We start from the raw sequence: 24,998 nt of genomic DNA on the forward strand, positions 1-24,998 counted from the left end.
TATGGAAAATGCAGCTTCCAGCGAATTTGTGACACGCGAAGACAAGGCCGTCTACGAAACCGACGAGCCTGTGCTCTACAGCGTGGACAAGGGCATTGCCACGGTCACCATGAATCGGCCCACGTTCAACAACGTGCAAAACTCGCAAATGACCTATGCGCTGGATGCTGCCTTCCGCAAGGCGACCGATGACGATAGCGTCAAGGTCATCGTGCTGCGCGGTGCAGGCAAGCACTTCAGCGCGGGGCACGATATTGGTACGCCCGGTCGAGACATTAACAAGTCCTTTGACCGTGCGCACCTGTGGTGGGATCACACCAACAAACCCGGCGGCGAGCAGTTGTTCGCCCGCGAGCAAGAGGTTTATCTGGGCATGTGCCGCCGCTGGCGCGACATTCCCAAACCCTTGATTGCCATGGTGCAAGGCGCTTGCGTGGCGGGCGGCCTGATGCTGGCCTGGGTCTGTGATTTGATCGTGGCCAGCGATGACGCGTTCTTTCAGGACCCCGTAGTGCGCATGGGTATCCCCGGCGTGGAGTACTTTGCCCATGCCCACGAGCTGCACCCCCGCATCGCCAAAGAATTTCTGCTGCTGGGCGACCGCATGACTGCAGACCGTGCCTACCAGATGGGCATGGTCAACCGCGTGGTGCCACGTGCCCAGCTGCAAGAGCAGGTCGATGCCATCGCCCTGCGCCTGACAGCACAACCCCGTCTGGGTCTGGCACTGACCAAGATGGTAGTCAACAAGGCTGAGGAGCTGCAGGGTCTGCGCTCCACCATGGACATGGCCTTTGGTTACCACCACTTTGCGCACGCACACAGTCAAGCCATGGGCATGGGCCAGCTCGGCGGTCAAGACGCCAGGACCATGGCCAGTGCCAATAAGAAGGAGGCCGCACAATGAGCGAGGTCAATGCACTGCACACGCCTTTGTGCGATTTGCTGGGATGCCGTTACCCCATCGTTCAGACCGCCATGGGCTACGTCGCGGGCGCGGATCTTGTGATTGGTACGACAAACGCCGGGGGTTTTGGTTTTCTGGCCGGCGCCACGATTCACGCCGACAAGATTGAAGCAGAGATTCTGCGCGTCAAGCGCGAGACGGATGATCAGCCTTTCGGCCTGAACTTTCACATGTTCCAGCCCAACGCTCAGCAACTGCTGGACCTGGCTGTGAAGTACCGCTTGCGCGCGGTGAGCTATGGCCGGGGCCCGGACAAGAAGGTCATCGGCCGTCTGCGTGATGCCGACATCGTCTGCATGCCTACCGTGGGTGCTTTGAAGCACGCCCAGAAGGCCATCGAGATGGGAGCCAATGCCATCACCGTGCAAGGTGGTGAAGGTGGCGGCCATACCGGCAGCGTGCCCACTACGGTGCTGCTGCCCCAGGTGGTGGACGCGGTGAGCGTGCCCGTGATTGCTGCTGGTGGCTTCTACGACGGCCGTGGCCTGCTGGCTGCGCTGGCCTTTGGCGCATCGGGCATTGCCATGGGAACCCGCTTTCTGATGACCAGCGATTCCAAGGTTCCGGATGCCACGCTGCAGCGCTACCTGGCCACTAAAGATGCCGAAAAAATCGCCGTATCGCATCTGGTCGACGGCATGCCCCAGCGCATGATTCCGAACGAATACCTGTCCATGCTGGAAAAGGCCAGCCCCATGAAGCGCCTGCGCATTGCGGTGAATCTGGCACTGAAGTGGAAGGCCGAAACCGGCATGACCACAGGTCAGGCCATGAGTATTTTCATGAAAGCCATGCGTGAGGATTCCTCCTCGGTGGCCCAGACCGTCATGGCGGCCAACGCCCCCATGCTGCTGCAGCGCTCCATGGTCGACGGCAACCCGGCTGGTGGTGTGATGTCTGCCGGTCAGGTGGCTGCACTGATTGGCAAGCTCGACAGCTGCGAAGACGTGATCAGCGGCATTGTTCGCCAGGCCATGGCCCGTCGCACCGCACTCAATGAATTGACTACTGCGTAATAACGCTCATTAACAGGCCAACGAGAAGACGGAATATGTCCACTCAACAATTTCACTCCAATATTCACGACAACGGCGTGGCAGAGCTGGTGATTGACCGCGCTCCTGTCAATGCCCTGAATTCCGCTGGCTGGTATGGCCTGGCCCACGAAATCCAGTCGCTGGGCGACCGCCCTGAGGTCCGCGTGATCGTGATCCGTGCCGAAAACCGTGGCTTCTGCGCCGGTGTGGACATCAAGGAACTGGCCACTAACGACAAGCTCATCATTGATGTGAACGCAGGCAACTACGCCACGTTCAAGGCTGTGCATCTGAACAAGGTGCCGGTGATTGCTGCCGTGCACGGCTTTGTGCTGGGTGGCGGCATCGGTATCTGCGGCGCATCCGACATCGTGATCGCCGCTGAAGACGCGACCTTCGGTCTGCCTGAAGTCGATCGCGGTGCCATGGGTGGCGCAGCACACCTGCAGCGCATGTTTGGTGTGCAAAAGACCCGCTATCTGTTCTTTACGGGCGAGATGATTGGAGCGCAGGACGCCTTCCGCATGGGGGCGGTCGAGCGCGTGGTACCCCGTGAGCAACTGCGTGATACCGCCATGGAAATCGCCAACAAGATTGCAGCCAAGAGCCCCGCCATGATCCGCATCGCCAAGGAGGCGCTGACCGGCATCGAAGACGGCAATCTGGAAGACAAATATCGCTGGGAGCAGGGCTTCACTCTGCAAGCCTATATGAGCCCCGATTCCGCCGAGACGCGCAGCGCCTTCGTGGAAAAGCGCGACGCCAAATTCTGATTCGCCAAGCGCAACGAGGAGACAACAAGATGGATTTGACCTATACCCCTGCGCAAAAGGCTTTTCGCACCAAGGTGCGCGCCTGGCTCAAGGACAACGTTCCCAAAGAGCGCCTCAAGAGCTACGACACGCGCGAAGGCTTTGAGCAGCACCGTGCATGGGAAGCTTTGCTGGCAGGTGCCGGTTACAGCGCCGTCATGTGGCCCAAGGATCTGGGAGGTAGCGGCTGCGATCTGACCGAATGGCTGATCTTTGAAGAAGAATACTGGGCCGCCGATGCACCTGCTCGCGTGAACCAGAACGGTATTTTGCTGCTGGGATCCACCATCATGGAGTTTGGTACGCCTGAGCAAAAAGCCCGCTTCCTGCCCCGCATGGCCCGTTGTGATGACATGTGGGCGCAAGGCTGGTCTGAGCCCAATGCGGGCTCGGACATGGCGGCCATCAGCAGCCGTGCCACGCGCCAGGGTGACAAATTCATTCTGAACGGCCAGAAGATCTGGTCCACCCGTGCCATCTTTGCAGACTGGGTCTTTGGCCTGTTCCGCAGCGACCCCACTTCCAGCCGTCACCACGGCCTGAGTTACATCCTGGTGCCGCTGAACACGCCTGGCATCACTGTGCGCCCCATCCGTGCCATCAATGGCCGCGAGCATTTCGCCGAAATCTTTTTCGACGATGTGGAAGTCTCTGCTGAGAACCTGATTGGTGCCGAAGGCAAGGGCTGGCATGTGGCCATGGCGACTGCGGGCTTTGAGCGCGGTCTGCTGCTGCGCTCTCCTGCGCGCTATCAGCGCAGCGCCCAGAAACTGGTGGACCTGTACCTGCGCAACCAGGTCGATGCCGACCGCGATCACTCCATCCGCGACGCTGTTCTGCGGGCATGGCAGGGTGCCGAGGCCTACACACTGTCTTCGTACCACACCGTGGGCCGCCTGAACAAGGGCGCGCAGATCGGTGCTGAAGCGAGTACGAACAAGATTGTCTGGTCCGAGCTGGACATTCTGATCAACGAAACCGCCATGCGCATTCTGGGTCAGCGTGCAGAGCTGATCGATGACGAAGAAGCCAATGACTGGCTGGAAGGTTTCCTGTTTGCGCAAGCGGGCCCCATCTACGCGGGCAGCAACGAGATTCAACGCAACATCATTGCCCAGCGCATGCTGGGTCTGCCCAAATCCTGATCGGCTGGGAGAACACCATGGACTTCACCTTTACCGAAGATCAAACCGCATTCCGTGACTCGGTCAGCCGCTTTCTGATGACGGAAGCTGCCCCCGAGCTGCTGCGCGATATCTGGGAAACCGAGAGCGGCCGCTCGCCCGAGCTGTGGGCCAAGATTGCGGAGCAGGGCTTGATGGGCCTGTCCGTTCCCGAGGCTGATGACGGCATGGGCATGGCCGATATTGACTGGGCGTTGCTGCTGCAGGAGGTGGGCTACTACGCACTGCCTGATGCGCTGACTGATACCGCTTATGTGGCTGTGGGCATGCTGTCTGCTTTGCCACAAGGCCATGCCGCCCGCGCCTATCTGCCCAAGATCGCCAGCGGCAGCTGCCGCGTGGCCGTGGGTCACCCCAGCAATGCGACTGTTGCCGATGCAGAGCACGCTGATGTCTTGCTGCTGCCCCAGGCTACGGCAGTGGGGCTGGAGCTGCACCTGCTGACTCCTGCACAGTGCGAAATTACGGCACTCAAGAGCATTGACTCCTCGCGTCGCCTCTCCAGGGTGAGCTGGATCGCTTCTGACGCGACCCGTGTGCTTGAGGGTGCCCAGGGCCAGAAGGTCTGGGATGCCGCTGGTGAGCGTGGCGCTCTGGCGGCTGCCGCCCAGATGGTGGGCCTGGCCCAGCGCATGCTGGACCTGTCTGTGGACTATGTCGCTCAGCGCAAGCAATTCGACAAGGTGATCGGCAGCTTCCAGGCGGTGCAGCACCATCTGGCAGACATCGTGACCAAGATTGAATTTGCCAAGCCTGTTCTGTACCGGGCCTTCTATGCGCTGCAGCACAACGAGCCTGATCTGGCCGTGCGCATCTCCCACGCCAAGCTGCAGTGCAGCGAAGCGAGCTGGTTTGCCTCGCGCAACAGCCTGCAGGTGCATGGTGCCATGGGCTACACCTGGGAAGTCGATCTGCAGATGTTCATGAAGCGCGCCTGGGTGCTGGATGCGGCATGGGGCGACAAGGCCTATCACTCGGCCCGCCTGACCCAAGGTCTGCTGCGCAGCCCCGATGCCCCCGTGGGCCCTGGCGCTACGTTTGATCGAGAAAGCGCTTCCTGCGGCGACTGCTCTGCGCAAGCAGCTATCAAAAACATTGTTGAAGAGGTGGCTGCATGAGCGCCCAAGCCTATATTGTTGACGCACTGCGCTCGCCTACCGGCAAGCGCAAAGGCTCTCTTGCTGCCGTGCATGGTGCCGACCTTGGCGCCCATGTCATCAAGGCGCTGGTGGAGCGCAATGACATTCCCGCGGCGGATTACGACGATGTGGTCTTTGGCTGCGTGGACACCATCGGCGCTCTGGCCGGCGACATTGCCCGCACTTCATGGCTGGCTGCAGGTATGCCCCTGAACGTGCCCGGCACCACGATTGACCGCCAGTGCGGTTCATCCCAGCAGGCCATTCATTTTGCGGCGCAAGCGGTGATGAGCGGCACGCAGGATGTGGTGCTGGCCGGTGGCGTGCAGACCATGAGCGCCATCCCCATTTCCTCGGCCATGCTGGCCGGTCAGCCTCTGGGCTTCACCACGCCGTTTGCGGAGAGCAAGGGCTGGCAGGCACGCTTTGGCAACGCTCCCGTCAACCAGTTCTACGCAGCGCAGCGCATTGCCGATCACTGGGGAGCAAGCCGCGCAGACATGGAAGTGTTTGCCAAGGAAAGCCATGACCGTGCACTGAAGGCGATTGCCGAAGGCCGCTTTGACCGTGAAATCGTGCCCTTTGGCGACTTCAAGATGGACGAAACCGCCCGTCTGAGCACGCTGGAAAAGATGGCTACGCTGGAGCCGGTGGACCCCACCTATCCTTCCATCACCGCAGCGGTGTCCAGCTCCACCTGCGATGCGGCGGCTGCCGTGCTGGTGGTGTCGGAAGCAGCGCTCAAGCGCTACCACCTCAAGCCCCGCGCCCGGATTCACCATATCAGCGTGCGCGCCGATGACCCCATCTGGCACCTGACAGCTCCGATTCCCGCCACTGAGTACGCACTCAAGAAGGCCGGCATGAAGATGTCCGACATTGACCTCGTTGAGATCAACGAAGCCTTTGCTTCCGTGGTCATGGCCTGGCTCAAGGAAACCGGCTACGACCATGCCAAGACCAACGTCAACGGTGGTGCGATTGCTCTGGGACACCCGCTGGGTGCATCGGGTGCCAAGCTGATGACCACACTGCTACACGAGCTGGAACGCACCGGGGGCCGCTACGGCCTGCAGACCATGTGCGAAGGCGGTGGTCAGGCCAACGTGACCATCATTGAGCGACTCTGACGCATAGCCATGCGGGCACCTGTGGGTGCCTGCATGGCGTGGCGTTGAAGTCAACGGTCAGGGGTTAGCGGTTAAGCAAGTCATCCAAAAAATATCAACGGAGACAAAGACATGCAAGACAACGCGGCAGATACGGATCGCAGAAAATTTCTCATGGGGGCAGCCATTACAGCCGCAGCAGTGACCTTGCCAGCGGCGCAAGCCAGCGCCAAGACTGTGGTGCAGGCCACTGCACCGGCCGATGCCATTACCATGGCGGCCCAAATTCGCAAGGGTGACGTGACGCCGCTGGAGGCGCTTGAAGCCGCCATTGCTCGCGTTGAAGCTTTGCCCCGGCTCAATGCCGTGGTCATCAAGGATTACGAACAAGCACGCGACCATGCCAAGAAGATCTCGGCCATGGGCCGCGATGCGCGCAAGCAGGCGACGGATTCCGCGCCGTTGTGGGGTCTGCCTTTTGTGCTCAAAGATCTGGGCATGAGCATGGCCGGCACCGTGACCAGCAATGGCTGTGCCTTCTTCAAAGATGCCGTCGCCACGCAGGATTCCACCTTGGTGACGCGCTACAAGGCGGCTGGACTCAACATCTTTGGCAAGACCGCCTCGCCTGAGTTCGGCATGACGACCACCACAGAGTCCAAGCTCTATGGCGCTACGCTCAACCCCTGGAACACCAAACACACCACGGGCGGCTCGTCTGGCGGCACGGCAGCCGTGATTGCCGCAGGCATTCTGCCCGTCGGCCACGCCAGCGATGGCGGCGGCTCCATCCGCATTCCGGCTGCGCATTGCGGCCTGTTTGGCCTCAAGCCCAGCCGTGGTCGCATACCCGCCGGGCCCAGTTCGCTGGATGGTGCCACCGGTCTTTCGGTCAACCATGTCATCAGCCGCAGCGTGCGCGATACCGCCTTGCTGCTGGATTTGAGCGCAGGTCCTGAGTTTGGATCGCGTGTGCGCCCACCTTCGGATTCGCCGCGTGGCTACCTCGAAGCGATGCAAAAACCCGAACGCAAGCTGCGCATTGCCATCTGGCGCAAGAACTATTTCGGCACGCCCGTACATGCCGACTGCCTGGCTGCTGTCGACAAGGCCGCCAAGGCTTGCGAAGCCATGGGTCACATTCTCGAAGAGGCCATGCCCGACCTGCCTGTGGCAGAGATCTTTGCCGGCATGGGGCCGGGCATGTCTGCAGGCCTGCTCAGCAGTATTGAATACCGTGAAAAACAGCTGGGCCGCGCGGTGCGTGAAGACGAGATGGAGCCGCTGAACTGGGCTGCATTGCAAGCGGCCAAAAAGGCGACGGCGCTGGAGCTGTACCGCGGTCGTGCTGGCTTTGACAAGGCAGGGCAGCTGCTTGATGCCTTCCTGACCAAGTACGACCTGATTCTGACGCCCACTACGGCAGTGCCCGCACAAATGCTGGGCGTGCTGCGACTCGATCAGCCATACCAGAGCTATGCCGCAGAGGCCATGAACTCCTCGGCCTTTACCTCGCTGTTCAACATCAGCGGCCACCCGGCCATGTCGGTGCCTCTGCACTGGACGGCCGACAACATACCTGTCGGCTCTCAATTTGTTGCGCCTTTTGGCGGCGAGGGACGGTTGCTGCGCTTGGCTGCTCAGCTGGAGAAGACCTTGCCATGGGCACATCGCGTGCCTGATCTTTCCGCACTCAAAGCTTGAGTGTTCCAGCGATATGAGGAGCAAGAGCATGGAATCAGTGAATCAAAACATAGGCAGACGCAGCTTTATTCAAGGAACTACCGCTGTGATGAGTTCCGCTGCGGTGCCGGCAATGGCCAAGGACAAGAAGGAGTCACAGATGCTTGATGGATACGCATGGGCTGAGCAGATTCGCCGTGGTGATGTCACCCCCCTTGAGGCATTGGACGTAGCCATTGCACGCACAGAAGCGTTGCCCAAGCTCAATGCCGTTGTCATCAAGGACTATGCATTGGCTCGTGATCTGGCCAAGCAGATGTCTGCGCTGAGCGCTGCAGACCGCGCCGCAGCGACCGCCAAGGCTCCCATGTGGGGCGTGCCCTTCCTGGTCAAGGATCTGAACCAGTACATGAAAGGCACGGTCACCACCAACGGCTGCCGTTTTTTCAAGGGCGCGGTGGCTGAGTACGACAGCACTCTGGTGGCCCGCTACAAGGCGGCTGGCCTGAATATCTTTGGCAAGACGGCATCGCCCGAGTTTGGCCAGACGCCTACGACCGAATCCTTGCTCTACGGCAAGTCGCCCAACCCTTGGAATGCTGCCCACACAACGGGTGGCTCGTCGGGGGGCGCAGCGTCGGTGGTGGCAGCGGGCATTCTGCCAGTGGCCCACGCCAGTGACGGCGGCGGCTCCATCCGCATTCCTGCTTCGCATTGCGGTCTGTTCGGCCTCAAGCCCAGCCGTGGCCGCCTGCCTGCGGGCCCCGCCAACATGGAGGGCTGGATGGGCCTGTCCATGAACCATGCCATCAGCCGTTCGGTGCGCGACAGCGCACACCTGCTGGATCTGACACAGGGGCGTGAGCCTGGTTCGCGCACCGTGCCGCCGCGTGATGTCGATGGCACCTACCTCGAAGCCTTGAATCAGGGCCCTCGCAAGCTCAAGATTGCGGTCTGGCCCAAGAACTACTTTGGCATTCCGGTACATGCCGATTGCCAGGCCGCCGTGGACAAGGCCATCAAGGCCTGTCTGGCACTGGGGCACGAAATTGTCGAAGACATGCCACAGCTGCCCGTGGCTGATGTGTTCTCGGGTCTGGGCATCGTGACCTCGGTGGGCATGATGGCCACCATCCGTGCGCGTGAAAAGGTTCTGGGCCGCGCTGTGCGCCAGGATGAGGTAGAGCAGATGGACTGGCTGTATCTGGAAAAAGCCAAAGCCTACACCGCCGAGCAGATGCTGATGGCGCGTACCCACTTTGATACGGCGGGCCAGATTCTGGATCGTTTCTTCCTCAAGTACGACCTTGTTCTGACACCGGTGATGGCCGTGCCCCCCCCCCTGCTGGGCGTGCTGACGCTGGACCAGCCCTATGACTCGTTCGCACGCGAAGCGGTGAAGGCCTCGCCCTATACCGCTTTGTTCAATATGACCGGCCAGCCCGCCATGTCTGTGCCCATGCACTGGACGAAAGACAACCTGCCGGTGGGCGCGCACTTTGCGGCCCCGTTCGGTCGCGAAGGCCGTCTGTTTGGCCTGGCTGCGCAGCTGGAACAAACCGTTCCATGGGCAGATCGCACACCGGATCTGTCGGTATTCAAAGCGTAATTTCAAGAAAGCAGGCGGGTTCTGAGACCGTCTGCGCAGCAATCAAAAGGGGAAAGAAATGGGTATTTGCAACCAGAGAACCGTCGTCATTACCGGTGCAGGCGGTGGCCTGGGTCGCGCTTATGCGCTGGCCTTTGCGCAAGAAGGTGCAAATGTAGTGATCAATGACATTCGCGCTGAAGCCGCTCAGGCGGTGGCCGATGAAGTCAAGGCCGCAGGCGGCCAGGCCATTGCCAACACCGGTGACATCACCACTGTGGCTGGCGTGCAGTCGATTCTGGATGCCACGCTGACAGCCTTTGGCGATGTGAACGTCATCGTCAACAACGCCGGCGTGCTGCGCGACCGCATGTTCCTGAGCTTGTCTGAAGAAGACTGGGATATGGTCATGCGCGTGCACCTGCGTGGCCACTTCTGCATGGCCAAGGTGTTTGGTGGCTACTGGCGTGACCAGAAGAAGGCGGGCAAGGACGTGGACGCTCGCATCATCAACACCAGCTCCGGCGCGGGTCTGCAAGGCTCCATCGGTCAGAGCAACTACGCGGCAGCCAAAGCCGGTATTGCAGGCCTGACGCTGGTGCAGGCCGCCGAGCTGGCCCGCTACGGCATTACTGCCAACTGCCTGGCACCTGCCGCGCGGACCTCCATGACGGAAGGTGCCATGCCCGACATGGTCAAAAAGCCGGAGTCCGGTTTTGACGTATGGGACCCCATGAATGTGGCCTCTATCGTGGTGTGGCTGGGCAGCAGCCAGTCCAGGCATGTGACGGGCCGTTGCTTTGAATCCAAGGGCGGCGAGCTGTCCGTGGCTGATGGCTGGTTCACCGGAACCATTAACGACAAGCAAGGCCGCTGGGCTCCCGCTGAACTGACGGCGGTGGTGGATCAGCTGATTGCACAAGGCAAGGCCCCGCAAAAGGTCTATGGCACCTGATTGCAGTACCGGCAATAGAGCAGCCGGGTCACGCTGCCCGGCTCTGGTTATTCAATAAAAATGCAGGACGCGAGCCATCATGGATTTAAGTCTGAACGAAGAACAAAAAATGATCGCCGAAAGCGCGGCGGTGTTTTTGCAGGAAAAAAGCACCACGGCGCAAGTGCGCAAAGTCTCAGAAACCGAAGGTGGCCTGGACCGCGCTCTGTGGCAGGAAGTGGTGGACATGGGCTGGTGCAGCGTGGCGCTGCCTGAAGCGGCAGGTGGCATGGGCCTTGGCTGGCGCGAGCTGGTGCTGCTGCAGGAGCAGATGGGCTACCACCTGGCTTGCGTGCCGTTTTTTGATGCCGTGATTGCCGTCACCCCGCTGTGGAAGGTGCTGAGCCAGACAGAGCAAGGCTTGCCCGTGGTGGAGCGACTGGCGGCATCCGGCCAGATCTGCGTGCTGGGCATGACGGTGCGTGGCGAGCTGTCTGCTGCGGCAACGGTGAAGGTTGACGGCGATACGCTGGTGCTGAACGGTCAGTGGAATCAAGTGGGTTCGGGTTCGCACGCCGATGTGTTTTTGCTGCCCGCCACGCTGCCCTGCGGATCGCTGGGCTTGCTGGAAGTCTCCGCCAAGGCACAAGGCCTGAGCGTGCAGGCGCTGACGACGGTGGATGCCACGCGCAGCAGCGCCCATGTGGCTGCCGTTGATGTGAGCCTGACCGGCGCCGCCGTGCTGGTGCATGGCGATGCGCTCAAAAAACTGTGGGCTCAGACCCGCAATCTGGCGGCGATTGGCTTGGCTGCGGAGCAGGTCGGCGTGGCCGATCGTGCGCTGAATCTGGCAGTGGATTACACCAAAGAGCGCCAGCAGTTTGGAAAAGCCGTTGGCAGCTTCCAAGGCGTCAAGCACCGTGCAGCGCAAATTCTGGTGAAGGTGGAGACGGCCAGATCGGCCGTCTACGCTGCAGCTTTCATAGCTGATACCGCTGGTGATACAACAGATCTGACCTATTTCGCAGCGCAAGCCCGCACAGATGCTACGGAAGCAGCTCTCTTTTCTACGCGTGAAAGCATACAGCTGCATGGCGGCGTGGGCTTTACCTGGGAGTTTGATCCCCATCTGTTCTTCCGCCGCGCGCAGGCTGCCAGCCAGCGTCTGGGGACCGTGGAGCAGTGGCGCGAGCAAGTGGCTGCGCGTTTGTTGGACGAGAGCGTGACGGAGGCAGCATGAACATGCAGGAATCAGAAATCAATGAAGCCTTTCGCGCCGAAGTGCGTGAATGGATGGCCCAGCACCTGACGGGCAAGTTCGCCCCCCTCAAGCATGCCAGCGGTCTGGGTGCGGAAGGCTATGACGCCGAGCTCGCCAAAGAGTGGGAGCAGGAACTGGCCAAAGGCGGCTGGACAGGTCTGGGCTGGGACACCCGATACGGCGGTCGCAATGCACCCCTGTCGCAGCAAGTCATCTTCCATGAGGAATATGTGCGCAGCGGCGGCCCAGGCCGTATCGGCCATATTGGCGAGACGTTGCTGGCTCCCACGCTGATGGCGTTTGGCTCGCCTGAGCAAAAGGCCCGTTTTCTGCCCGGTATTCTGGCGGGCACCGATTACTGGGCTCAAGGCTACTCCGAGCCCGGCGCGGGCTCTGACCTGGCGGCTATCCGCACCAAAGCCAACCGCGATCCGGCCACGGGCGAGTGGGTGATTCACGGTCAGAAGGTCTGGACATCGTGGGCGCATGAGTCCGAATGGGTCTTTGTGTTGGCCCGCACCGAAGAAGCCAGCGTGCCCGTGGCCAGTGCCCGCCATGCCGGCATGGTGCTGCTGCTGGTGCCCATCAAGCAGGCGGGCGTGGAAGTGCGTCCGATTCGCCAGATCACAGGGACTTCTGAATTCAATGAAGTCTTCTTCGACGGAGCCCGCACCGATGGTGCTTTGCATCTGGGCCCCGTGGGCGATGGCTGGAAGGTGGCCATGTATTTGCTGGGCTGCGAGCGCGGTGCATCCACGCTGGGCCAGCAGGCGCATTTCCGCTATGAGCTGGACCTGATCATTGATCTGGCCAAGCGCAATGGCACGGCCCGCGACCCGCTGATTCGTCAGCGCATTGCCAAGGCCGACATGGGCTTGCAGACGCTGCGCGCCCATGCGCTGCGCTCCAGTCGTGAAGACACGCCTTTCCGCGTGGCCTCGGTCTCCAAGTACGCATGGTCCAACTGGCACCGCGATCTGGGGGAGCTGGCCATGGATGTGCTGGGCGAGCAGGGCGAGCTGGAGCTCAAGGATCCCGCTCTTGCGGCATTGCAGCAGCTGTGGCTGGTCAGCCGCGCGGACACGATCTACGCCGGCACCAATGAGATTCAGCTGAATCTGATGGCTGAGCGCGCTTTAGGCATGCCGCGCTGATTTTTGTGGGCCGCGCTGCTGCCTTTTGGCGTAGGTAAATACGCTGACGGGTGTCATTGGAAATGCGAGCAAACCTAGGGTTAGCCAGAGGATTTTTGCCGCTTTCCCGCCTTAAAAGTGTCCGTAGGACGACATTAGGGAATGACCTATCGTCCAAAGTGACGATGTTGCAGCGCAGCGCGAGCCTGAAGATGAACTTAACTTCCCCTTAGATGACTCATGAATAGCGCTCCTTCTTACGTTGCTCCCCACGACTTGCTCAAGGGCAAGACTGTGCTTGTTACCGCTGCTGCTGGCGCTGGTATTGGTTTCTCCGCTGCAAAACGTGCAGCAGAAGAAGGCTGCAAAGCCCTGGTGATTTCCGATGTGCACGAGCGGCGCCTGGCTGAAGCGGTGGAGCAGATCAAGAAGGAGACGGGTTTGACCCAGGTCTTCGGCAAGCTATGCGACGTGAGCAAGGAAGAGCAGGTGCAGGCACTGATCTCCGAAGCCGACAGCACTATGGGCGGTATCGATGTACTGATCAACAACGCCGGCATGGGCACCAGCTGCAAAGTCGTGGACATGAGCGACGACGAGTGGGCCAAGGTCATCGATATCACGCTGACCGGCACCTTCCGCATGACCCGCGCGGCTCTCAAGGTCATGCAGCCACGCGGCAAGGGCGTGATCGTGAACAACGCTTCGGTACTGGGCTGGCGCGCTCAGACCGAGCAGGCGCATTACGCCGCGGCCAAGGCCGGTGTGATGGCGTTCACCCGTTGCTCTGCGCTGGAAGCGGCTGAGTTCGGTATCCGCATCAATGCGGTGGCGCCTTCCATTGCGATCCACGCTTTCCTCAAGAAGTCGGCTTCTGAAGAGCTGCTGGCCAAGCTGTCTGAAAAAGAAGCCTTTGGCCGCGGTGCCGAGCCTTGGGAAGTGGCCAACGTCATGATTTTCCTGGCCAGTGACTACTCCTCGTACATGACGGGTGAAGTGGTGTCCGTCAGCTCACAAAGGGCTTGAGCGATGAACGCTGTTGCTGAAAAAGTCGTGTTTGGCTCTGCAGCTGCGGTACTGGCTTCGGTCGGCCGCCAGCTGGGCGAAACCGAGTGGATGCAGATCAACCAGGAACGCATCAACCAGTTTGCCGATGCCACGGGCGATCACCAGTGGATTCATGTGGACCCCGAGCAAGCCAAGAGCGGCCCGTTTGGTGCCTGTGTGGCGCACGGCTATCTGACCCTGTCTCTGGCCAACCTGTTTTTGCCCCAGCTCGTGGTCTACGAAGACCTGAAGATGGGCGTCAACTATGGCTGCGAGAAGGTGCGCTTTCCATCGCCCGTGCTGGTGAACTCATGGGTTCGCGGCAGTGGCGAGGTGGTTGCGGCAACCCCGATTGGCACGGACGGCGTGCAAGTCACGATCCGCATCACGGTGCAGGTTCGGGGTCAGGACAAACCCGGGTGCGTGGTCGAAACGATCAGTAGATTGTTTTTTATCCAGGAAAATTGAGTGAGTGCAAACAGCTGTCCCGGCAGCGTTTGCATTTTTTATGAAGAGGGATGAGCTGCCGACAGAGTGGCCGACCTCGATCAGGGCAGCGCAAGCTGTCCAGGGCGCGACGAACAGTTAGTTAGGAGACAAAGATATGAAAGACGCAGTCATCGTTTCGACGGCACGTACCCCCATTGGCAAGGCTTACCGCGGTGCATTCAATGACACCGAGGCTCCGGTGCTGGGTGGTCACGTCATTCGTGCGGCACTGAACAAGGTGGGTGTGGCGGGTGAGGATGTGGGCGATGTCATTCTGGGCATCGCTGCCCAGCAAGGCACACAGGGCTACAACCTGGGCCGCCTGTGCGGCTACACGGCGGGTCTGCCCGAGTCCGTGGGTGGCATGGTGATCGACCGCATGTGTGCCTCGGGCCTGATGAGCATTGCCACTGCCTCCAAGAGCATCATGACCGGTGAGCTGGACATTGCCGTGGCCGGTGGTCTGGAGTCCATCTCTCTGGTGCAAAACAAGTACAAAAATTCGTATCGCGCCCAGTCCAAGGCTGTTCTGGCGGCAGAGCCCACGGCCTACATCCAGATGATCGAGACGGCAGAGCTGGTCAGCCAGCGCTACGGCATCAGCCGCGAAGCCCAGGATGAATACTCGCTGCGCAGCCAGCAGCGTGTGGCAGCCGCTCAGGCCAAGGGCCTGTTCGACGACGAAATCGTGCCGTTGACCACCATCAAGCAGCTGTTTGACAAAGAAGGCAACGTCACCGGCACCGAAGAAGTAACGCTGACCCGCGACGAAGGCAACCGTGCTGAAACCACGCTGGAAAGCCTGGCCAAGCTCAAGCCCGTCTGGAAGAACGGTCAGTGGGTGCAAGAAGGCGAGTTCATCACGGCCGGCAATGCCTCGCAACTGTCTGACGGTGCCAGCGCCTGCGTAGTGATGAGCGCTGACGAAGCCCGCGCCCGTGGTCTGGCACCTCTGGGTACCTACCGCGGTGTGGCGGTGGCAGGCTGCCGTGCCGATGAGATGGGTATCGGCCCTGTGTACGCTATCCCCAAGCTGCTCAAACAACACGGCCTGACCGTGGGTGATATTGGTCTGTGGGAAATTAACGAAGCCTTCGCCTGCCAGGTTATCTACAGCCGCGATCAGCTGGGTATTCCAGATGACCGCCTGAACGTCAACGGCGGCGCGATCTCCATCGGTCACCCCTTCGGTATGTCGGGTGCGCGTCTGGTAGGTCACGCCCTGCTGGAAGGTCGCCGCCGCGGTGTCCGTTTTGTGGTGGTGAGCATGTGTATTGGCGGCGGCATGGGCGCTGCTGGCTTGTTTGAGCTGAACTGAACTGCCTGAAACCAATCTTCAATTGAGGAGATGAGAATGATGGACAGCGCTTTCGCAAAGATGGGTTTTTCCACCTACACACCAAGCTCCATTGCCTGTGTGATGAAGGACGTGCCTATATTCGACACCCCCGTACCTGTACGGGTGGCGGCCGATGCTCCGTTCGTGACGGCCGAGCAATTCAGCGCGCTTATCAGCCAGCTGTACGAGGCCGCCATGGACCCAGAGGGCTGGAAGCCTTTTCTGGAAACCTTGCGCCTGCAACTGGGCGGCAACTACGCATCTCTGATCGTGCGCCCCGGCTCTGCCGACGATGTGGGTCTGATCGTCTCGGCCGCCGGCGACCGCCGCGATCTGGTGCCAAACTGCCCCAAGATCAGCATGAGCCCGTTTCGCAGCATGCCGACCGACCGCATCGTGACGGTGGGCGATGTGATGCCAGAGTCCGAGTGGCGCGCTTCGAGCTACTACAACGACTGGTGCAAGCAGTTGCAGGTCTTCCATGTGATGGCTGCCGACATTGTCACCAAGGACAGCTGCGTCTATGGCCTGCGTGTCACCAGACCCGAAGGTGCTCCGGCTTTCACCAAGCAGGAGCGCGCCTTTGGATCCATGATGCTGCCGCATATCAAGCGCGCGTTGAACCTGCATCTGTCCGTCAATCAGGATCGCCAGGTCATCTCTCTCTACAGCAAGGCCACGGCCCAGCTGATGGTGGGTGTGGTCATCCTCGATCAGAACGGCAATGTGCTGGAATGCAACCCCGCAGCGGCCAGCATTCTGGATATGCAGGACGGGTTGAAGATCACCGGCGGTGTGCTGGAAGCCAACTACGCCAACGACAATCGCAAGCTGCAGCGCCTCATCAAAGACGCGCTGATGCATACCCAGGTATCGCGTTTGTCGATGACCGAAGGCATGTCGGTGAGCCGTCAGTCCGGCCAGCTTAACTGGGGTGTGGTGGTGCAAAGCATTTCCCCCGACGAGTGGACCGAAGGCAAGCAGCGTCCCAGCGTCGCCGTCTTTGTGCGCGACACCGGTGGCAAGGCCGATCCGCCCGTCAAGCTGGCCCAGCAGCTGTTCCAGCTGACACCGGCCGAGACTTCGCTGGCGATTCAGCTGGCCAACGGTCTGTCGCTGGAAGAGGCGGCCGAAGCACTGAACATTCGCCGCAACACGGCTCGTGCTCACCTGCGCTCCATCTTCTCCAAGACGGGCGTGCGCCGCCAGACCGAGCTGGTACGCATCTTCCTCAACAGCGTTGCATGGCTGGGGAATAAATAAGAACGGCTGCTGGAACGACCATGAAAAAACGGGCTTTGGCCCGTTTTTTGTTGGCTAATGTAGGCGGATTCGAATGCCTTCAAAGCAGACTCATGGCCAGCCTTGCTGGAGATTCAAGCGCCGGGCTGCTCTTGTGCTGCGCTCTGTTCAGTCTTCTGGGCTGCCGGTACGAGCCTGTGGCACTGCAGGCTTCCAGCGCTTCGCCCAGCAACTCCAGTTGCCTGGGCCCGCGGACGTGAATGGCTGGGGGAGCGTCAGCTTCATCGATGAAAAAATTGACACGAAGATAGTCGTGCTTTGAGGCCACGTCGGCATAGAGCCCCAGCTCCGCCGCATACTTTTGCAGATCCTCAGCCCATTGCTTGAGCTGTAGCAGATCAGGCTTGGGCCGTTTGCCCTGGCGGCCGTTGATCAGCATTTCGCGCAATGACGCCGGCAAACCCGGCAGCCGATTCAGTACAACGTTTCCACATACCTGTTTGACCCTGCCTCTGTTGCTGATCTTGCGTCCCATCACATCCTCTGAACTATGTCGACCGTGACTGAACTGCCGAGAATACCCTTGCTTGAGGGCCTGTTCTCTGATGAGCGTGACCGTAAGTGTCAGCAAGCTGGATTTCTCGTGAAATGCTTGCAGCCTGTTGCAAGTTGGGCGGCATATCAAGCCACTCTGGGCCAGGGATGAGTTCATCAGAGAGGCTGGCTGTTGAAAAACAGAGCTGCCAGCGCTTGTTATTCATAGATTTCAGAAGAAATACCTCTGAAGCCCAATGAAATCAAGCGCAAGCAGCTTTCGTTTTGATAGCGGCTATCTCACCCCGCCGTCTCAGGCGCAGGCCTTGGTCTCCCGCAGCGCTGCAATATCGACGGCGGCATAGCCTACGGATGCCAGCACGGCATCGGTGTCCTGACCTATCTTGGTGCCTGGTACAGGCCGGCGCGCCGGGGTGCGCGAAAAGCGCGGGGCGGGGGCGGGCTGGCGATGGGCTTTTCCGTCCACCTCCAGATCCATGAACAGATTGCGCTGGGCGTTGTGCGGGTGAGCGGGCGCGTCGGCCAAGCTCAGCACGGGGGCAAAGCAGACATCACTGCCTTCGAGCTCCGCGCACCACTGTGCCTGGGTCTTGTCACGCACGATGTCTGCAACGCGGTCCTTGAGGGCTGGCCAGTCGCTGGTCTTGTACTGGCGCTTGGGGTCTACATCGCCGAGGCCCAGTTTCTGCAGCAGCAGGGCATAGAACTGGGGCTCGATGGCCCCCAGTGTGATGTGCTTGCCGTCGGCGCATTCAAACACTTCGTAGAAGGGCGAGGTGTTGAGAAAGTGGTTGTGCGCGGGCTCATCCTGCCAGTAGCCCATGCCGCTGCGCATCTGGTGGATCAGGCCGCTCATGGCGGTCACGCCGTCAATCATGGCGGCGTCCACCACTTGGCCTTTGCCGGACTGCTTGGCCTCGTGCATGGCGCACATGATGCCGAACAGCAAAAACATGGCACCGCCCGCCATATCGCCGACGATGGTGGGCGGCAGCACAGGTGCCTGGCCGGGGCGCATGGAGGTCGCCATCACGCCGGTCAGGGCTACATAGTTGATGTCATGCCCTGCGGCTTGCGCCAGCGGGCCGGTCTGGCCCCAGCCTGTGACACGGCCAAAGACCAGGCGCGGCGCGCGCTTGGCCACTTCCTCGGGGCCAAAGCCCAGGCGCTCCATCACACCGGGCCTGAAGCCTTCAATCAGTGCATCTGCAGATTCCAGAAGCTTCCATGCGGCTTCGCGGCCAGCTTCAGACTTGAGGTCCAGCGCGATGGACTTCTTGCCCCGGTTCTGTGCCATGCGCGGGTACTGGGATGCAGCCGCATAGTCGGCGCTGCGCTCAATCAGGATGACCTCGGCTCCCATGTCGGCCAGCATCATTCCCGCAAATGGTGCGGGGCCAATGCCTGCGAATTCAATGACACGCATGCCGGTCAGGGGGGCTTGAGGTTTTTCAGGGGTCATTTCGTCTCCTTTTGTGGTGTGAGCGTTTGATCTTGCTGTGAGCTCTGCTTTTGACCCCGTCCATTTGAAGTATGTCCCGCTGCGTCGGAGTCAAAACACAGTGAGCTTTACAACAAAGTGCAGACGTCAATCCCGTTCAGACTGGATGGAAAAGTGGCACTGGCTACACAGGGCGCATAGGTGGTGGTCAACGACTTTCATCAGGGCCGCGTAGAGAATGCTGCCGCGCAGCTGCGTATGGGCCTGTGCGCCTGCGGCACAGCCAAGGCCGCGGCCATCGGCTTTATCCGCAATCTGTCGGCTGATGTCGGCCCTCATGGCGTGACAGCCAATGCGCTGTCGCTGTGCGCCATGAACAACTGAGAAGGTTCCGAGAAAATTGCGAAGAAAGAGACGTCCTTAGGCCGCATCGGGTCGCCCAGGACGTGGGCGCTGCAGTGATCGATCTGGCCGCGACCGAGGCGCCATGGGTCAACGGCCAAGTGCTGCCTGTGAACGGCGGTGGCCTGGCCGCCTGAGCATCAAAGCTGCTCATCAACCGCTTTGCGGCTCTTGCGGCCTGTCATGCTTTTTGGTGTCTGACGACACTGAAAAAAGTCACGCGGGCGACCAATTCAGGGCTGATATTGCGGTGAGCAGCTGCTTCGCACGCAGTTCAGGCGGGTTTTTGGGCTCGATGGCCGCTGGCGATGCATCCGAGCCGGTTTGGGGCCACTTTTCTCATAGTCTGCCCCTAGTCTGAATCAAGTAGGTTTGCCCTGAATGCGTATGGCAATCTGAATAAGGATTCGACAACAACTTGGTGATGTGAGGTAGTCAATGGAGGCTTTGATCTTTGACCATGTCCGTACCCCCCGGGGCAAGGGCAAACCGGATGGTGCGCTGCATGAGGTGACGCCGGTCTGGCTGGCAGCCCAGCCGCTGGCGGCACTGCGCGAGCGCAACCAGCTTGACACCAGCGTGGTGGACGACGTGGTCATGGGCTGTGTGGTGCCCGTGGGCGAGCAGGGCGGAAACGTGGGCCGCATGGCCGTGCTGCAGGCCGACTATGCGCAAAGCGTGGCGGGCGTGCAGCTCAATCGCTACTGCGGTTCAGGTCTTGAAGCCGTGAGCTTTGCCGCCGCCAAGGTCATGGCCGGGCAAGCTGACATGACGATTGGCGCAGGCGTGGAGATGATGTCCCGCGTGCCCATGGGCTCGGACGGCGGTGCGTGGGCACAAGACCCGCAACTGGCCAGCAAGACCTATTTCGTCATGCAGGGCATCTCTGCCGATCTGCTGGCATCGCTGCGCGGCCATAGCCGCCGTGATCTGGATGCGTACTCGGCAGAAAGCCACCGCCGTGCGGCCAGGGCCTGGGCAGAGGGACGCTTTGACCAATCTGTCGTACCCGTCAAGGACTTTCTGGGCATGACGCTGCTGGAGAAGGACGAAACCATTCGCCCTGAAACGACCGTGGATTCGCTGGGCGCACTCAGGCCTGCCTTTACTGAAATGGGCCAGAAATACGGCTATGACAGCGTGGCACTGCAGCGCTATCCGCAGGTCGAGCAGATTCACCACCACCATCACGCGGGCAATAGCTCGGGCATTGTCGATGGAGCAGCGGCGGTGCTGATCGGCACGGCAGAGGCCGGAGCCAAGCAGGGCATGAAGCCCCGCGCTCGCATTCGCGGCTTTGCCAGCATTGGATCCGAACCCACGCTAATGCTGGACGGCCCCAGCTACGCCGCCCGCAAGGCGCTTGCGCGTGCGCGCATGCAGCCCTCGGACATTGATCTGTGGGAGCTCAACGAAGCCTTTGCCACCGTGGTGCTGACCATGATGGAAGAGCTGAATATTCCCCATGACCGCATGAACGTCAACGGCGGCGCGATTGCCATGGGCCATCCGCTGGGTGCCACGGGCGCCATGATTCTGGGAACGGTGCTCGACGAGCTGGAGCGCACAGGCAAGCGCACGGCGCTGATCAGCCTGTGTGTGGCCGCGGGTATGGGCTCGGCCATGATCATCGAACGCGTGTGAGAGAGGGAAGAGTCATCATGACAACAGACATCATTCGCTATGCGGTGGACGCCGACGGCATCGCCACACTGACGCTGGATTACCCCGGCAAGACCATGAATGTGATCGACCAGGCTTTCATGGACAGCCTGGACACCTGCATTGAACGCATGAAGGGCGACGCCACGGTGCGTGGCGGCATCATCACCTCGGGCAAGGACAGTTTTGTGGCCGGTGCCGACCTGATGGGCATGGAAGCCAATATCGATGCCATGGCCGATATGCCCATTGAGGAGCTGTTTGAATCCTGCGCCTCGCTTTCTAGGCTGCTGCGCAAGCTCGAAACTCTGGGCAAGCCGCTGGTGGCTGCCATCAATGGCATGGCGCTGGGCGGCGGCTATGAAATCTGTCTGGCCTGCCATCATCGTATTGCTGCAGATGCACCGACCGTGATGGTGGGCCTGCCCGAAGCGCAAGTGGGTCTGCTGCCCGGTGCGGGCGGTACGCAGCGCCTGCCACGCATGATCGGCATTCTGGCGGCCTTGCCTTTCTTGATGGAGGGCAAGCAGCTGCAGGCCGTCAAGGCCCAGGAAGCTGGTTTGGTCGATGATGTGGTTGCGCCTGAGCAATTGCTGGTTGCGGCACGCCAGTGGCTGCTGGCGCATGACTCGGCCACTCAGCCTTGGGATGTCAAAGGTTTTCGCATTCCCGGTGGTGGCCCATTGGACCCGCGTGTGGCCCCGGCCTTTGTGGTGGGCAACACCCTGCTGCAGGCCAAAACCTTTCACAACATGCCAGCGCCGCTGTGCATTCAGAGCTGTATCTACGAAGGCTGCCAGTTGCCGATCGACAAAGGCCTGCGTATCGAGAGCAAGTACATGGCCACGCTGTCGCGCAGCCCGGTGGCTCGCGGCATGATCCGCACGCTGTTTGTCAACAAGACCAAGGCCGAGAAGGGCATGCACCGGCCCGCAGGCTTTGAGCCATTTACATGCCGCAAGCTGGGCATGATGGGCGCGGGCATGATGGGCGCGGGCATTGCATTGGTGGCGGCGCAACGCGGCATCAAAGTGGTGCTGATAGACCGCGAACAGGCTGCAGCCGATAAGGGCAAGCAGTACGCTGAAAAGGTGCTGGCCAAGCTGGTGGGCAAGGGCCGCCAGACCCGCGAAAAAGCCGACGCCATTCTGGCGCGCATCACGCCCAGCACTGATTACGAACTCCTGCGCGACGCCGACATGGTGGTGGAAGCCGTGTTTGAAGACCGGGCCATCAAGGCCGAGGTTACGAAAAAGCTGAACGCCGTTCTGCCGCCGACCTGTGTGCTGGCCAGTAACACTTCGGCCCTGCCCATCAGCCTGCTGGCGCAGGCCAGCGAGCGCCCTGATTGCTTTATCGGCCTGCATTTTTTCTCGCCTGCGGACAAGATGCCATTGGTGGAAGTCATTCGCGGCAGGCAGACATCCGATGCCACGCTGGCCCAGGCGCTGGACTTTGTGGCCCAGCTCAAGAAGACACCCATCGTCGTCAACGACAAGCGCGGTTTCTTCACCAGCCGCTTCATTGGCGCGTTTGTGGACGATGCCATTGGCATGGTGGCCGAGGGCATTGCCCCCGCGCTGATCGAGAACTGCGCCAAGCATGCGGGCATGCCCGTGGGGCCGCTGGGCATCACCGATGAGCTGTCCATAGATCTTGCCAAGCACGCTGGCGAATCGCAGGCCAAGGAGTTCCCTGAGGACTACAAGCAGGGCCGCTCGGTTCCTGTGATCAACAAGCTGTTTGATCTGGGACGTCTGGGGCGCAAGGTGGGCAAAGGCTTTTATGACTACGACGAAAGCGGCGGCAAGCGCATCTGGCCTGGTCTGGCTGAGCATTACCCGCTGAAAAGCCTGCAGCCCAGCGCGCATGACCTCAAGCAGCGCATTTTGTATGTGCAGGCCGTGGAGGGCGCTCGTGCCATGGAAGAAGGCGTATTGATGGCACCGGCCGATGGCGATATCGGCTCGATCCTGGGCGTGGGCTTTCCGGCCTACACCGGTGGGCCTTTCTGCTTCATTGATGGCGTGGGCCTGCCCCAGTTCGTCGCGGAAGCCGATCGACTGGCCGAGCTGTTTGGCGAGCAACTGCGCCCGCCACAGTTGCTGCGTGATATGGCGCTCAAGGGGCAGACCTTTTACGGCAAGACCGCAAGAGCCTGATGCAGGCTGAAGGGGTGGGCAGCGCTCGCCCCTGGTTCAGATATTCATCCGATAAATCAATCAATGGAGACAAGCCATGGATGAAGTTTTTGATTACATCGTCATCGGTGCGGGCTCGGCGGGTGGCACCTTGGCGGCAAGGCTCAGCGAGAGCGGTCAGCACAAGGTTTTGCTGTTGGAAGGCGGGGCAAGTCACAAGGATTTGCTGGTCAGCATGCCTTCTGGCTGGGGGCAGATGATCAACAACCCCCGCTATTCCTGGGGGCACGAGACAGAGCCTGAGTTGCACGCGGCCAGCCGCCGCATCAGCCTGCCGCGCGGTAAGCGTCTGGGTGGATCGTCCTCCATCAACGGCATGATTTATATCCGTGGCGACCGGGTCGATTACGACAGCTGGGCCGAGCAGGGGGCAACGGGCTGGAGCTATGAGGAGCTGCTGCCGTACTTTGTGCGTACCCAAGATCAGCAAAGCGATGAGGAAGCATTTACCAAGCCCTGGCATGGCCGGGGCGGGCCGCTGACGGCTAGTAATTTGCACAAGCCGCATCCTGTGTCGCTGGCCATGGTAAAAGCCGCTATTCAGGCCGGCATGCCGGCGTGCACGGACTTCAACAACGGTCACCCGGATGGTGCGGGTCTGTTTCAGGTCAATCTCAAAAATGGCCAGCGTTCATCGGTGGCCAGAAACGCCATTGAGCCGGCCATGCAGCGTGGAAATCTGGATGTACGCATGCAGGTATTGGTCACTCGCATTGGTCTGGATGGCCAGCGTGCTACTACCGTGCACTGGAAGGACAAGGCAGGCGGCAGCCACAGCGCGCGTGCTAATCAGGAAATTTTGCTATGCGCTGGCGCGCTGCAGTCGCCGCAGTTGCTTATGCTCTCGGGCATTGGTCCGGCAGAGCATCTGCGCGAGATGGGTATTGAGGTCAAGGTTGATCTGCCCGGCGTGGGTGCGAACCTGCAGGACCATGCCATCGCGCCCATGTCCTGGCGCATGAAGGTGGGTACGCCCAGCCTCAACCAATCGTTTCGCGGCATGGGTATTGGCGCTTCGCTCATCAAGTACTTGCTGACGAGGCAGGGTGCCATGGCCATGCCTGCATCCGAATTTGCAGCCTGGTTCAGCAGCGACCCCAGCCTGCCTTACAACGATATCCAGTTGCATGGCCTGCCCGTGACGGGTGATATCGAAGGCTATATGCAAAGCGGCAAGAACTACCGCACGGAAGCATTTCCCGGCATGACGCTGGCACCGTATCAGGTGCGCCCTTATTCGCGTGGTGTGCTCAAGCTCAAGAGCAGCAAGCCTGAAGAGTTGGCCAGTGTCCGCATGAACTTTCTGCACGACGAGCGCGATCGCAAGGCCTTGCTCTACGGCGTGCGTATGGCCAGCAAGATTGCCCAGCAGCCCGCGCTGGTGGGGTTGATCGAGACGCAGACCCGCCCCACGCCGAACCTGCAAAGCGATGAAGAACTGCTGGACTGGATTGGCATGTATCTGGGATCTGGTCACCACGCCAGCGGCAGCTGTCGCATGGGCCAGCCGCATGACGCCATGACGGTGGTGACGCCGGATCTCAAGGTCAAGGGCGTGCAGGGCCTGCGCGTGATCGATGCCTCGGTCATGCCGCATCTGGTGTCTGGCAACACCAATGCCGCATCGGTGGTGATTGGCGATAAAGGGGCCGATCTGGTGCTGGGCTTGCTGCCGCCAGCACCTAAACAGTGGAAGGTTTCGGGCCTGATGGCTGCGACTGTGCTGAGTTCAATGGGCGCGGCTGAAGTGGTGTGAGCCTTAGGGCCATCTGT

Annotated in this window: 21 protein-coding genes; 19 read left to right on the forward strand and 2 right to left on the reverse strand. The window is 60.7% G+C overall.

All coding sequences use genetic code 11. From position 1 onward, the window contains the following. The first annotated feature begins 1 nt into the window (after position 1). The 15 genes from HF327_RS09750 to HF327_RS09820 all read left to right on the forward strand — a co-directional run bounded on the left by HF327_RS09750 (position 2) and on the right by HF327_RS09820 (position 16,985). The gene (locus HF327_RS09750; protein ID WP_169108032.1) at positions 2-907 is read left to right on the forward strand and encodes an enoyl-CoA hydratase; all 906 of its coding nucleotides are present in this window, start codon (positions 2-4) and stop codon (positions 905-907) included. Then, the gene (locus HF327_RS09755; RefSeq protein WP_169108033.1) at positions 904-1,983 is read left to right on the forward strand and encodes an NAD(P)H-dependent flavin oxidoreductase; all 1,080 of its coding nucleotides are present in this window, start codon (positions 904-906) and stop codon (positions 1,981-1,983) included. The genes HF327_RS09750 and HF327_RS09755 overlap by 4 nt, the downstream gene beginning before the upstream one ends. Before the next feature lie 35 nt (positions 1,984-2,018). Continuing rightward, a complete protein-coding gene (locus tag HF327_RS09760; protein ID WP_169108034.1) occupies positions 2,019-2,777 on the forward strand; it encodes an enoyl-CoA hydratase family protein in 759 nt (252 codons plus the stop codon). A gap of 29 nt (positions 2,778-2,806) precedes the next feature. After that, a complete protein-coding gene (locus HF327_RS09765) occupies positions 2,807-3,961 on the forward strand; it encodes an acyl-CoA dehydrogenase family protein (RefSeq protein ID WP_099737706.1) in 1,155 nt (384 codons plus the stop codon). Between the two features lie 17 nt (positions 3,962-3,978). Beyond that, positions 3,979-5,118, forward strand: coding sequence for an acyl-CoA dehydrogenase family protein (locus HF327_RS09770; RefSeq protein ID WP_169108035.1), 1,140 nt, complete (start codon positions 3,979-3,981; stop codon positions 5,116-5,118). Beyond that, complete coding sequence (locus HF327_RS09775; RefSeq protein ID WP_169108036.1) at positions 5,115-6,269, forward strand: acetyl-CoA C-acetyltransferase; 1,155 nt, start codon at positions 5,115-5,117, stop codon at positions 6,267-6,269. Before HF327_RS09770 ends, HF327_RS09775 begins: the two co-directional genes overlap by 4 nt. Positions 6,270-6,380: 111 nt before the next feature. Next, positions 6,381-7,952: an amidase gene (locus tag HF327_RS09780; RefSeq protein WP_169108037.1), complete on the forward strand. Its 1,572-nt coding sequence runs from the start codon at positions 6,381-6,383 to the stop codon at positions 7,950-7,952. A gap of 28 nt (positions 7,953-7,980) precedes the next feature. Next, a complete protein-coding gene (locus HF327_RS09785) occupies positions 7,981-9,540 on the forward strand; it encodes an amidase (RefSeq protein WP_169108038.1) in 1,560 nt (519 codons plus the stop codon). Positions 9,541-9,598: 58 nt separating this feature from the next. Further along, positions 9,599-10,474 carry an SDR family oxidoreductase gene (locus tag HF327_RS09790; RefSeq protein WP_169108039.1) on the forward strand — a complete coding sequence of 292 codons (876 nt, stop codon included), beginning with the start codon at positions 9,599-9,601 and terminating at the stop codon, positions 10,472-10,474. Positions 10,475-10,583: 109 nt separating this feature from the next. Beyond that, the gene (locus HF327_RS09795; protein ID WP_169108137.1) at positions 10,584-11,693 is read left to right on the forward strand and encodes an acyl-CoA dehydrogenase family protein; all 1,110 of its coding nucleotides are present in this window, start codon (positions 10,584-10,586) and stop codon (positions 11,691-11,693) included. Continuing rightward, positions 11,690-12,868 carry an acyl-CoA dehydrogenase family protein gene (locus HF327_RS09800; protein ID WP_169108040.1) on the forward strand — a complete coding sequence of 393 codons (1,179 nt, stop codon included), beginning with the start codon at positions 11,690-11,692 and terminating at the stop codon, positions 12,866-12,868. The genes HF327_RS09795 and HF327_RS09800 overlap by 4 nt, the downstream gene beginning before the upstream one ends. Before the next feature lie 219 nt (positions 12,869-13,087). Continuing rightward, positions 13,088-13,873, forward strand: coding sequence for an SDR family oxidoreductase (locus HF327_RS09805; RefSeq protein WP_169108041.1), 786 nt, complete (start codon positions 13,088-13,090; stop codon positions 13,871-13,873). A 3-nt stretch (positions 13,874-13,876) separates the two neighbouring features. Further along, positions 13,877-14,362: a MaoC family dehydratase gene (locus tag HF327_RS09810; protein ID WP_169108042.1), complete on the forward strand. Its 486-nt coding sequence runs from the start codon at positions 13,877-13,879 to the stop codon at positions 14,360-14,362. A 136-nt stretch (positions 14,363-14,498) separates the two neighbouring features. Next, entirely contained in the window at positions 14,499-15,701 is a 1,203-nt protein-coding gene (locus HF327_RS09815) for an acetyl-CoA C-acyltransferase (RefSeq protein ID WP_169108043.1), read from the forward strand. Positions 15,702-15,737: 36 nt separating this feature from the next. Continuing rightward, the gene (locus tag HF327_RS09820) at positions 15,738-16,985 is read left to right on the forward strand and encodes a LuxR C-terminal-related transcriptional regulator (protein ID WP_169108044.1); all 1,248 of its coding nucleotides are present in this window, start codon (positions 15,738-15,740) and stop codon (positions 16,983-16,985) included. 79 nt (positions 16,986-17,064) lie between these two features. Here the strand turns inward: HF327_RS09820 and HF327_RS09825 are convergent, their stop codons facing one another. Together HF327_RS09825 and HF327_RS09830 are read right to left on the reverse strand one after the other, a co-directional pair. After that, positions 17,065-17,499, reverse strand: coding sequence for a hypothetical protein (locus tag HF327_RS09825; RefSeq protein WP_169108045.1), 435 nt, complete (start codon positions 17,497-17,499; stop codon positions 17,065-17,067). Positions 17,500-17,811: 312 nt separating this feature from the next. Further along, positions 17,812-18,945, reverse strand: a complete 1,134-nt coding sequence (locus tag HF327_RS09830; protein WP_169108138.1) for a CaiB/BaiF CoA transferase family protein — start codon at positions 18,943-18,945, stop codon at positions 17,812-17,814. 219 nt (positions 18,946-19,164) lie between these two features. Between HF327_RS09830 and HF327_RS22040 the strand changes: the two genes are divergently transcribed. From HF327_RS22040 to HF327_RS09850, 4 genes are all read left to right on the forward strand, one after another. Next, positions 19,165-19,344 (forward strand): hypothetical protein, encoded by a 180-nt coding sequence (locus HF327_RS22040; protein WP_236024123.1) that lies wholly within the window; start codon positions 19,165-19,167, stop codon positions 19,342-19,344. A gap of 456 nt (positions 19,345-19,800) precedes the next feature. Then, on the forward strand, positions 19,801-21,006 hold the full coding sequence (locus HF327_RS09840) for an acetyl-CoA C-acetyltransferase (RefSeq protein WP_169108046.1): 1,206 nt from the start codon (positions 19,801-19,803) through the stop codon (positions 21,004-21,006). 17 nt (positions 21,007-21,023) lie between these two features. Continuing rightward, on the forward strand, positions 21,024-23,186 hold the full coding sequence (locus tag HF327_RS09845; protein ID WP_169108047.1) for a 3-hydroxyacyl-CoA dehydrogenase NAD-binding domain-containing protein: 2,163 nt from the start codon (positions 21,024-21,026) through the stop codon (positions 23,184-23,186). 76 nt (positions 23,187-23,262) lie between these two features. Continuing rightward, positions 23,263-24,981 (forward strand): GMC family oxidoreductase, encoded by a 1,719-nt coding sequence (locus tag HF327_RS09850; RefSeq protein WP_169108048.1) that lies wholly within the window; start codon positions 23,263-23,265, stop codon positions 24,979-24,981. The last annotated feature ends 17 nt before the right edge of the window (positions 24,982-24,998 follow it).

Origin of the sequence: Comamonas suwonensis (genome assembly GCF_012844455.2) — a bacterium.
Lineage (GTDB): Bacteria > Pseudomonadota > Gammaproteobacteria > Burkholderiales > Burkholderiaceae_C > Comamonas > Comamonas suwonensis.

What these genes read in the sequence shown, in the direction of transcription:
- HF327_RS09815 (WP_169108043.1), top strand. Translation starts at nt 14,499, where the DNA reads ATGAAAGACGCAGTCATCGTTTCGACGGCACGTACCCCCATTGGCAAG.
- HF327_RS09830 (WP_169108138.1), bottom strand. Translation starts at nt 18,945, where the DNA reads ATGCGTGTCATTGAATTCGCAGGCATTGGCCCCGCACCATTTGCGGGA.
- HF327_RS09805 (WP_169108041.1), top strand. Translation starts at nt 13,088, where the DNA reads ATGAATAGCGCTCCTTCTTACGTTGCTCCCCACGACTTGCTCAAGGGC.
- HF327_RS09810 (WP_169108042.1), top strand. Translation starts at nt 13,877, where the DNA reads ATGAACGCTGTTGCTGAAAAAGTCGTGTTTGGCTCTGCAGCTGCGGTA.
- HF327_RS09770 (WP_169108035.1), top strand. Translation starts at nt 3,979, where the DNA reads ATGGACTTCACCTTTACCGAAGATCAAACCGCATTCCGTGACTCGGTC.
- HF327_RS09760 (WP_169108034.1), top strand. Translation starts at nt 2,019, where the DNA reads ATGTCCACTCAACAATTTCACTCCAATATTCACGACAACGGCGTGGCA.
- HF327_RS09850 (WP_169108048.1), top strand. Translation starts at nt 23,263, where the DNA reads ATGGATGAAGTTTTTGATTACATCGTCATCGGTGCGGGCTCGGCGGGT.
- HF327_RS09800 (WP_169108040.1), top strand. Translation starts at nt 11,690, where the DNA reads ATGAACATGCAGGAATCAGAAATCAATGAAGCCTTTCGCGCCGAAGTG.
- HF327_RS09790 (WP_169108039.1), top strand. Translation starts at nt 9,599, where the DNA reads ATGGGTATTTGCAACCAGAGAACCGTCGTCATTACCGGTGCAGGCGGT.
- HF327_RS09845 (WP_169108047.1), top strand. Translation starts at nt 21,024, where the DNA reads ATGACAACAGACATCATTCGCTATGCGGTGGACGCCGACGGCATCGCC.
- HF327_RS09795 (WP_169108137.1), top strand. Translation starts at nt 10,584, where the DNA reads ATGATCGCCGAAAGCGCGGCGGTGTTTTTGCAGGAAAAAAGCACCACG.
- HF327_RS09750 (WP_169108032.1), top strand. Translation starts at nt 2, where the DNA reads ATGGAAAATGCAGCTTCCAGCGAATTTGTGACACGCGAAGACAAGGCC.
- HF327_RS09820 (WP_169108044.1), top strand. Translation starts at nt 15,738, where the DNA reads ATGATGGACAGCGCTTTCGCAAAGATGGGTTTTTCCACCTACACACCA.
- HF327_RS09780 (WP_169108037.1), top strand. Translation starts at nt 6,381, where the DNA reads ATGCAAGACAACGCGGCAGATACGGATCGCAGAAAATTTCTCATGGGG.
- HF327_RS09840 (WP_169108046.1), top strand. Translation starts at nt 19,801, where the DNA reads ATGGAGGCTTTGATCTTTGACCATGTCCGTACCCCCCGGGGCAAGGGC.
- HF327_RS09765 (WP_099737706.1), top strand. Translation starts at nt 2,807, where the DNA reads ATGGATTTGACCTATACCCCTGCGCAAAAGGCTTTTCGCACCAAGGTG.
- HF327_RS09755 (WP_169108033.1), top strand. Translation starts at nt 904, where the DNA reads ATGAGCGAGGTCAATGCACTGCACACGCCTTTGTGCGATTTGCTGGGA.
- HF327_RS09785 (WP_169108038.1), top strand. Translation starts at nt 7,981, where the DNA reads ATGGAATCAGTGAATCAAAACATAGGCAGACGCAGCTTTATTCAAGGA.
- HF327_RS09775 (WP_169108036.1), top strand. Translation starts at nt 5,115, where the DNA reads ATGAGCGCCCAAGCCTATATTGTTGACGCACTGCGCTCGCCTACCGGC.
- HF327_RS09825 (WP_169108045.1), bottom strand. Translation starts at nt 17,499, where the DNA reads ATGGGACGCAAGATCAGCAACAGAGGCAGGGTCAAACAGGTATGTGGA.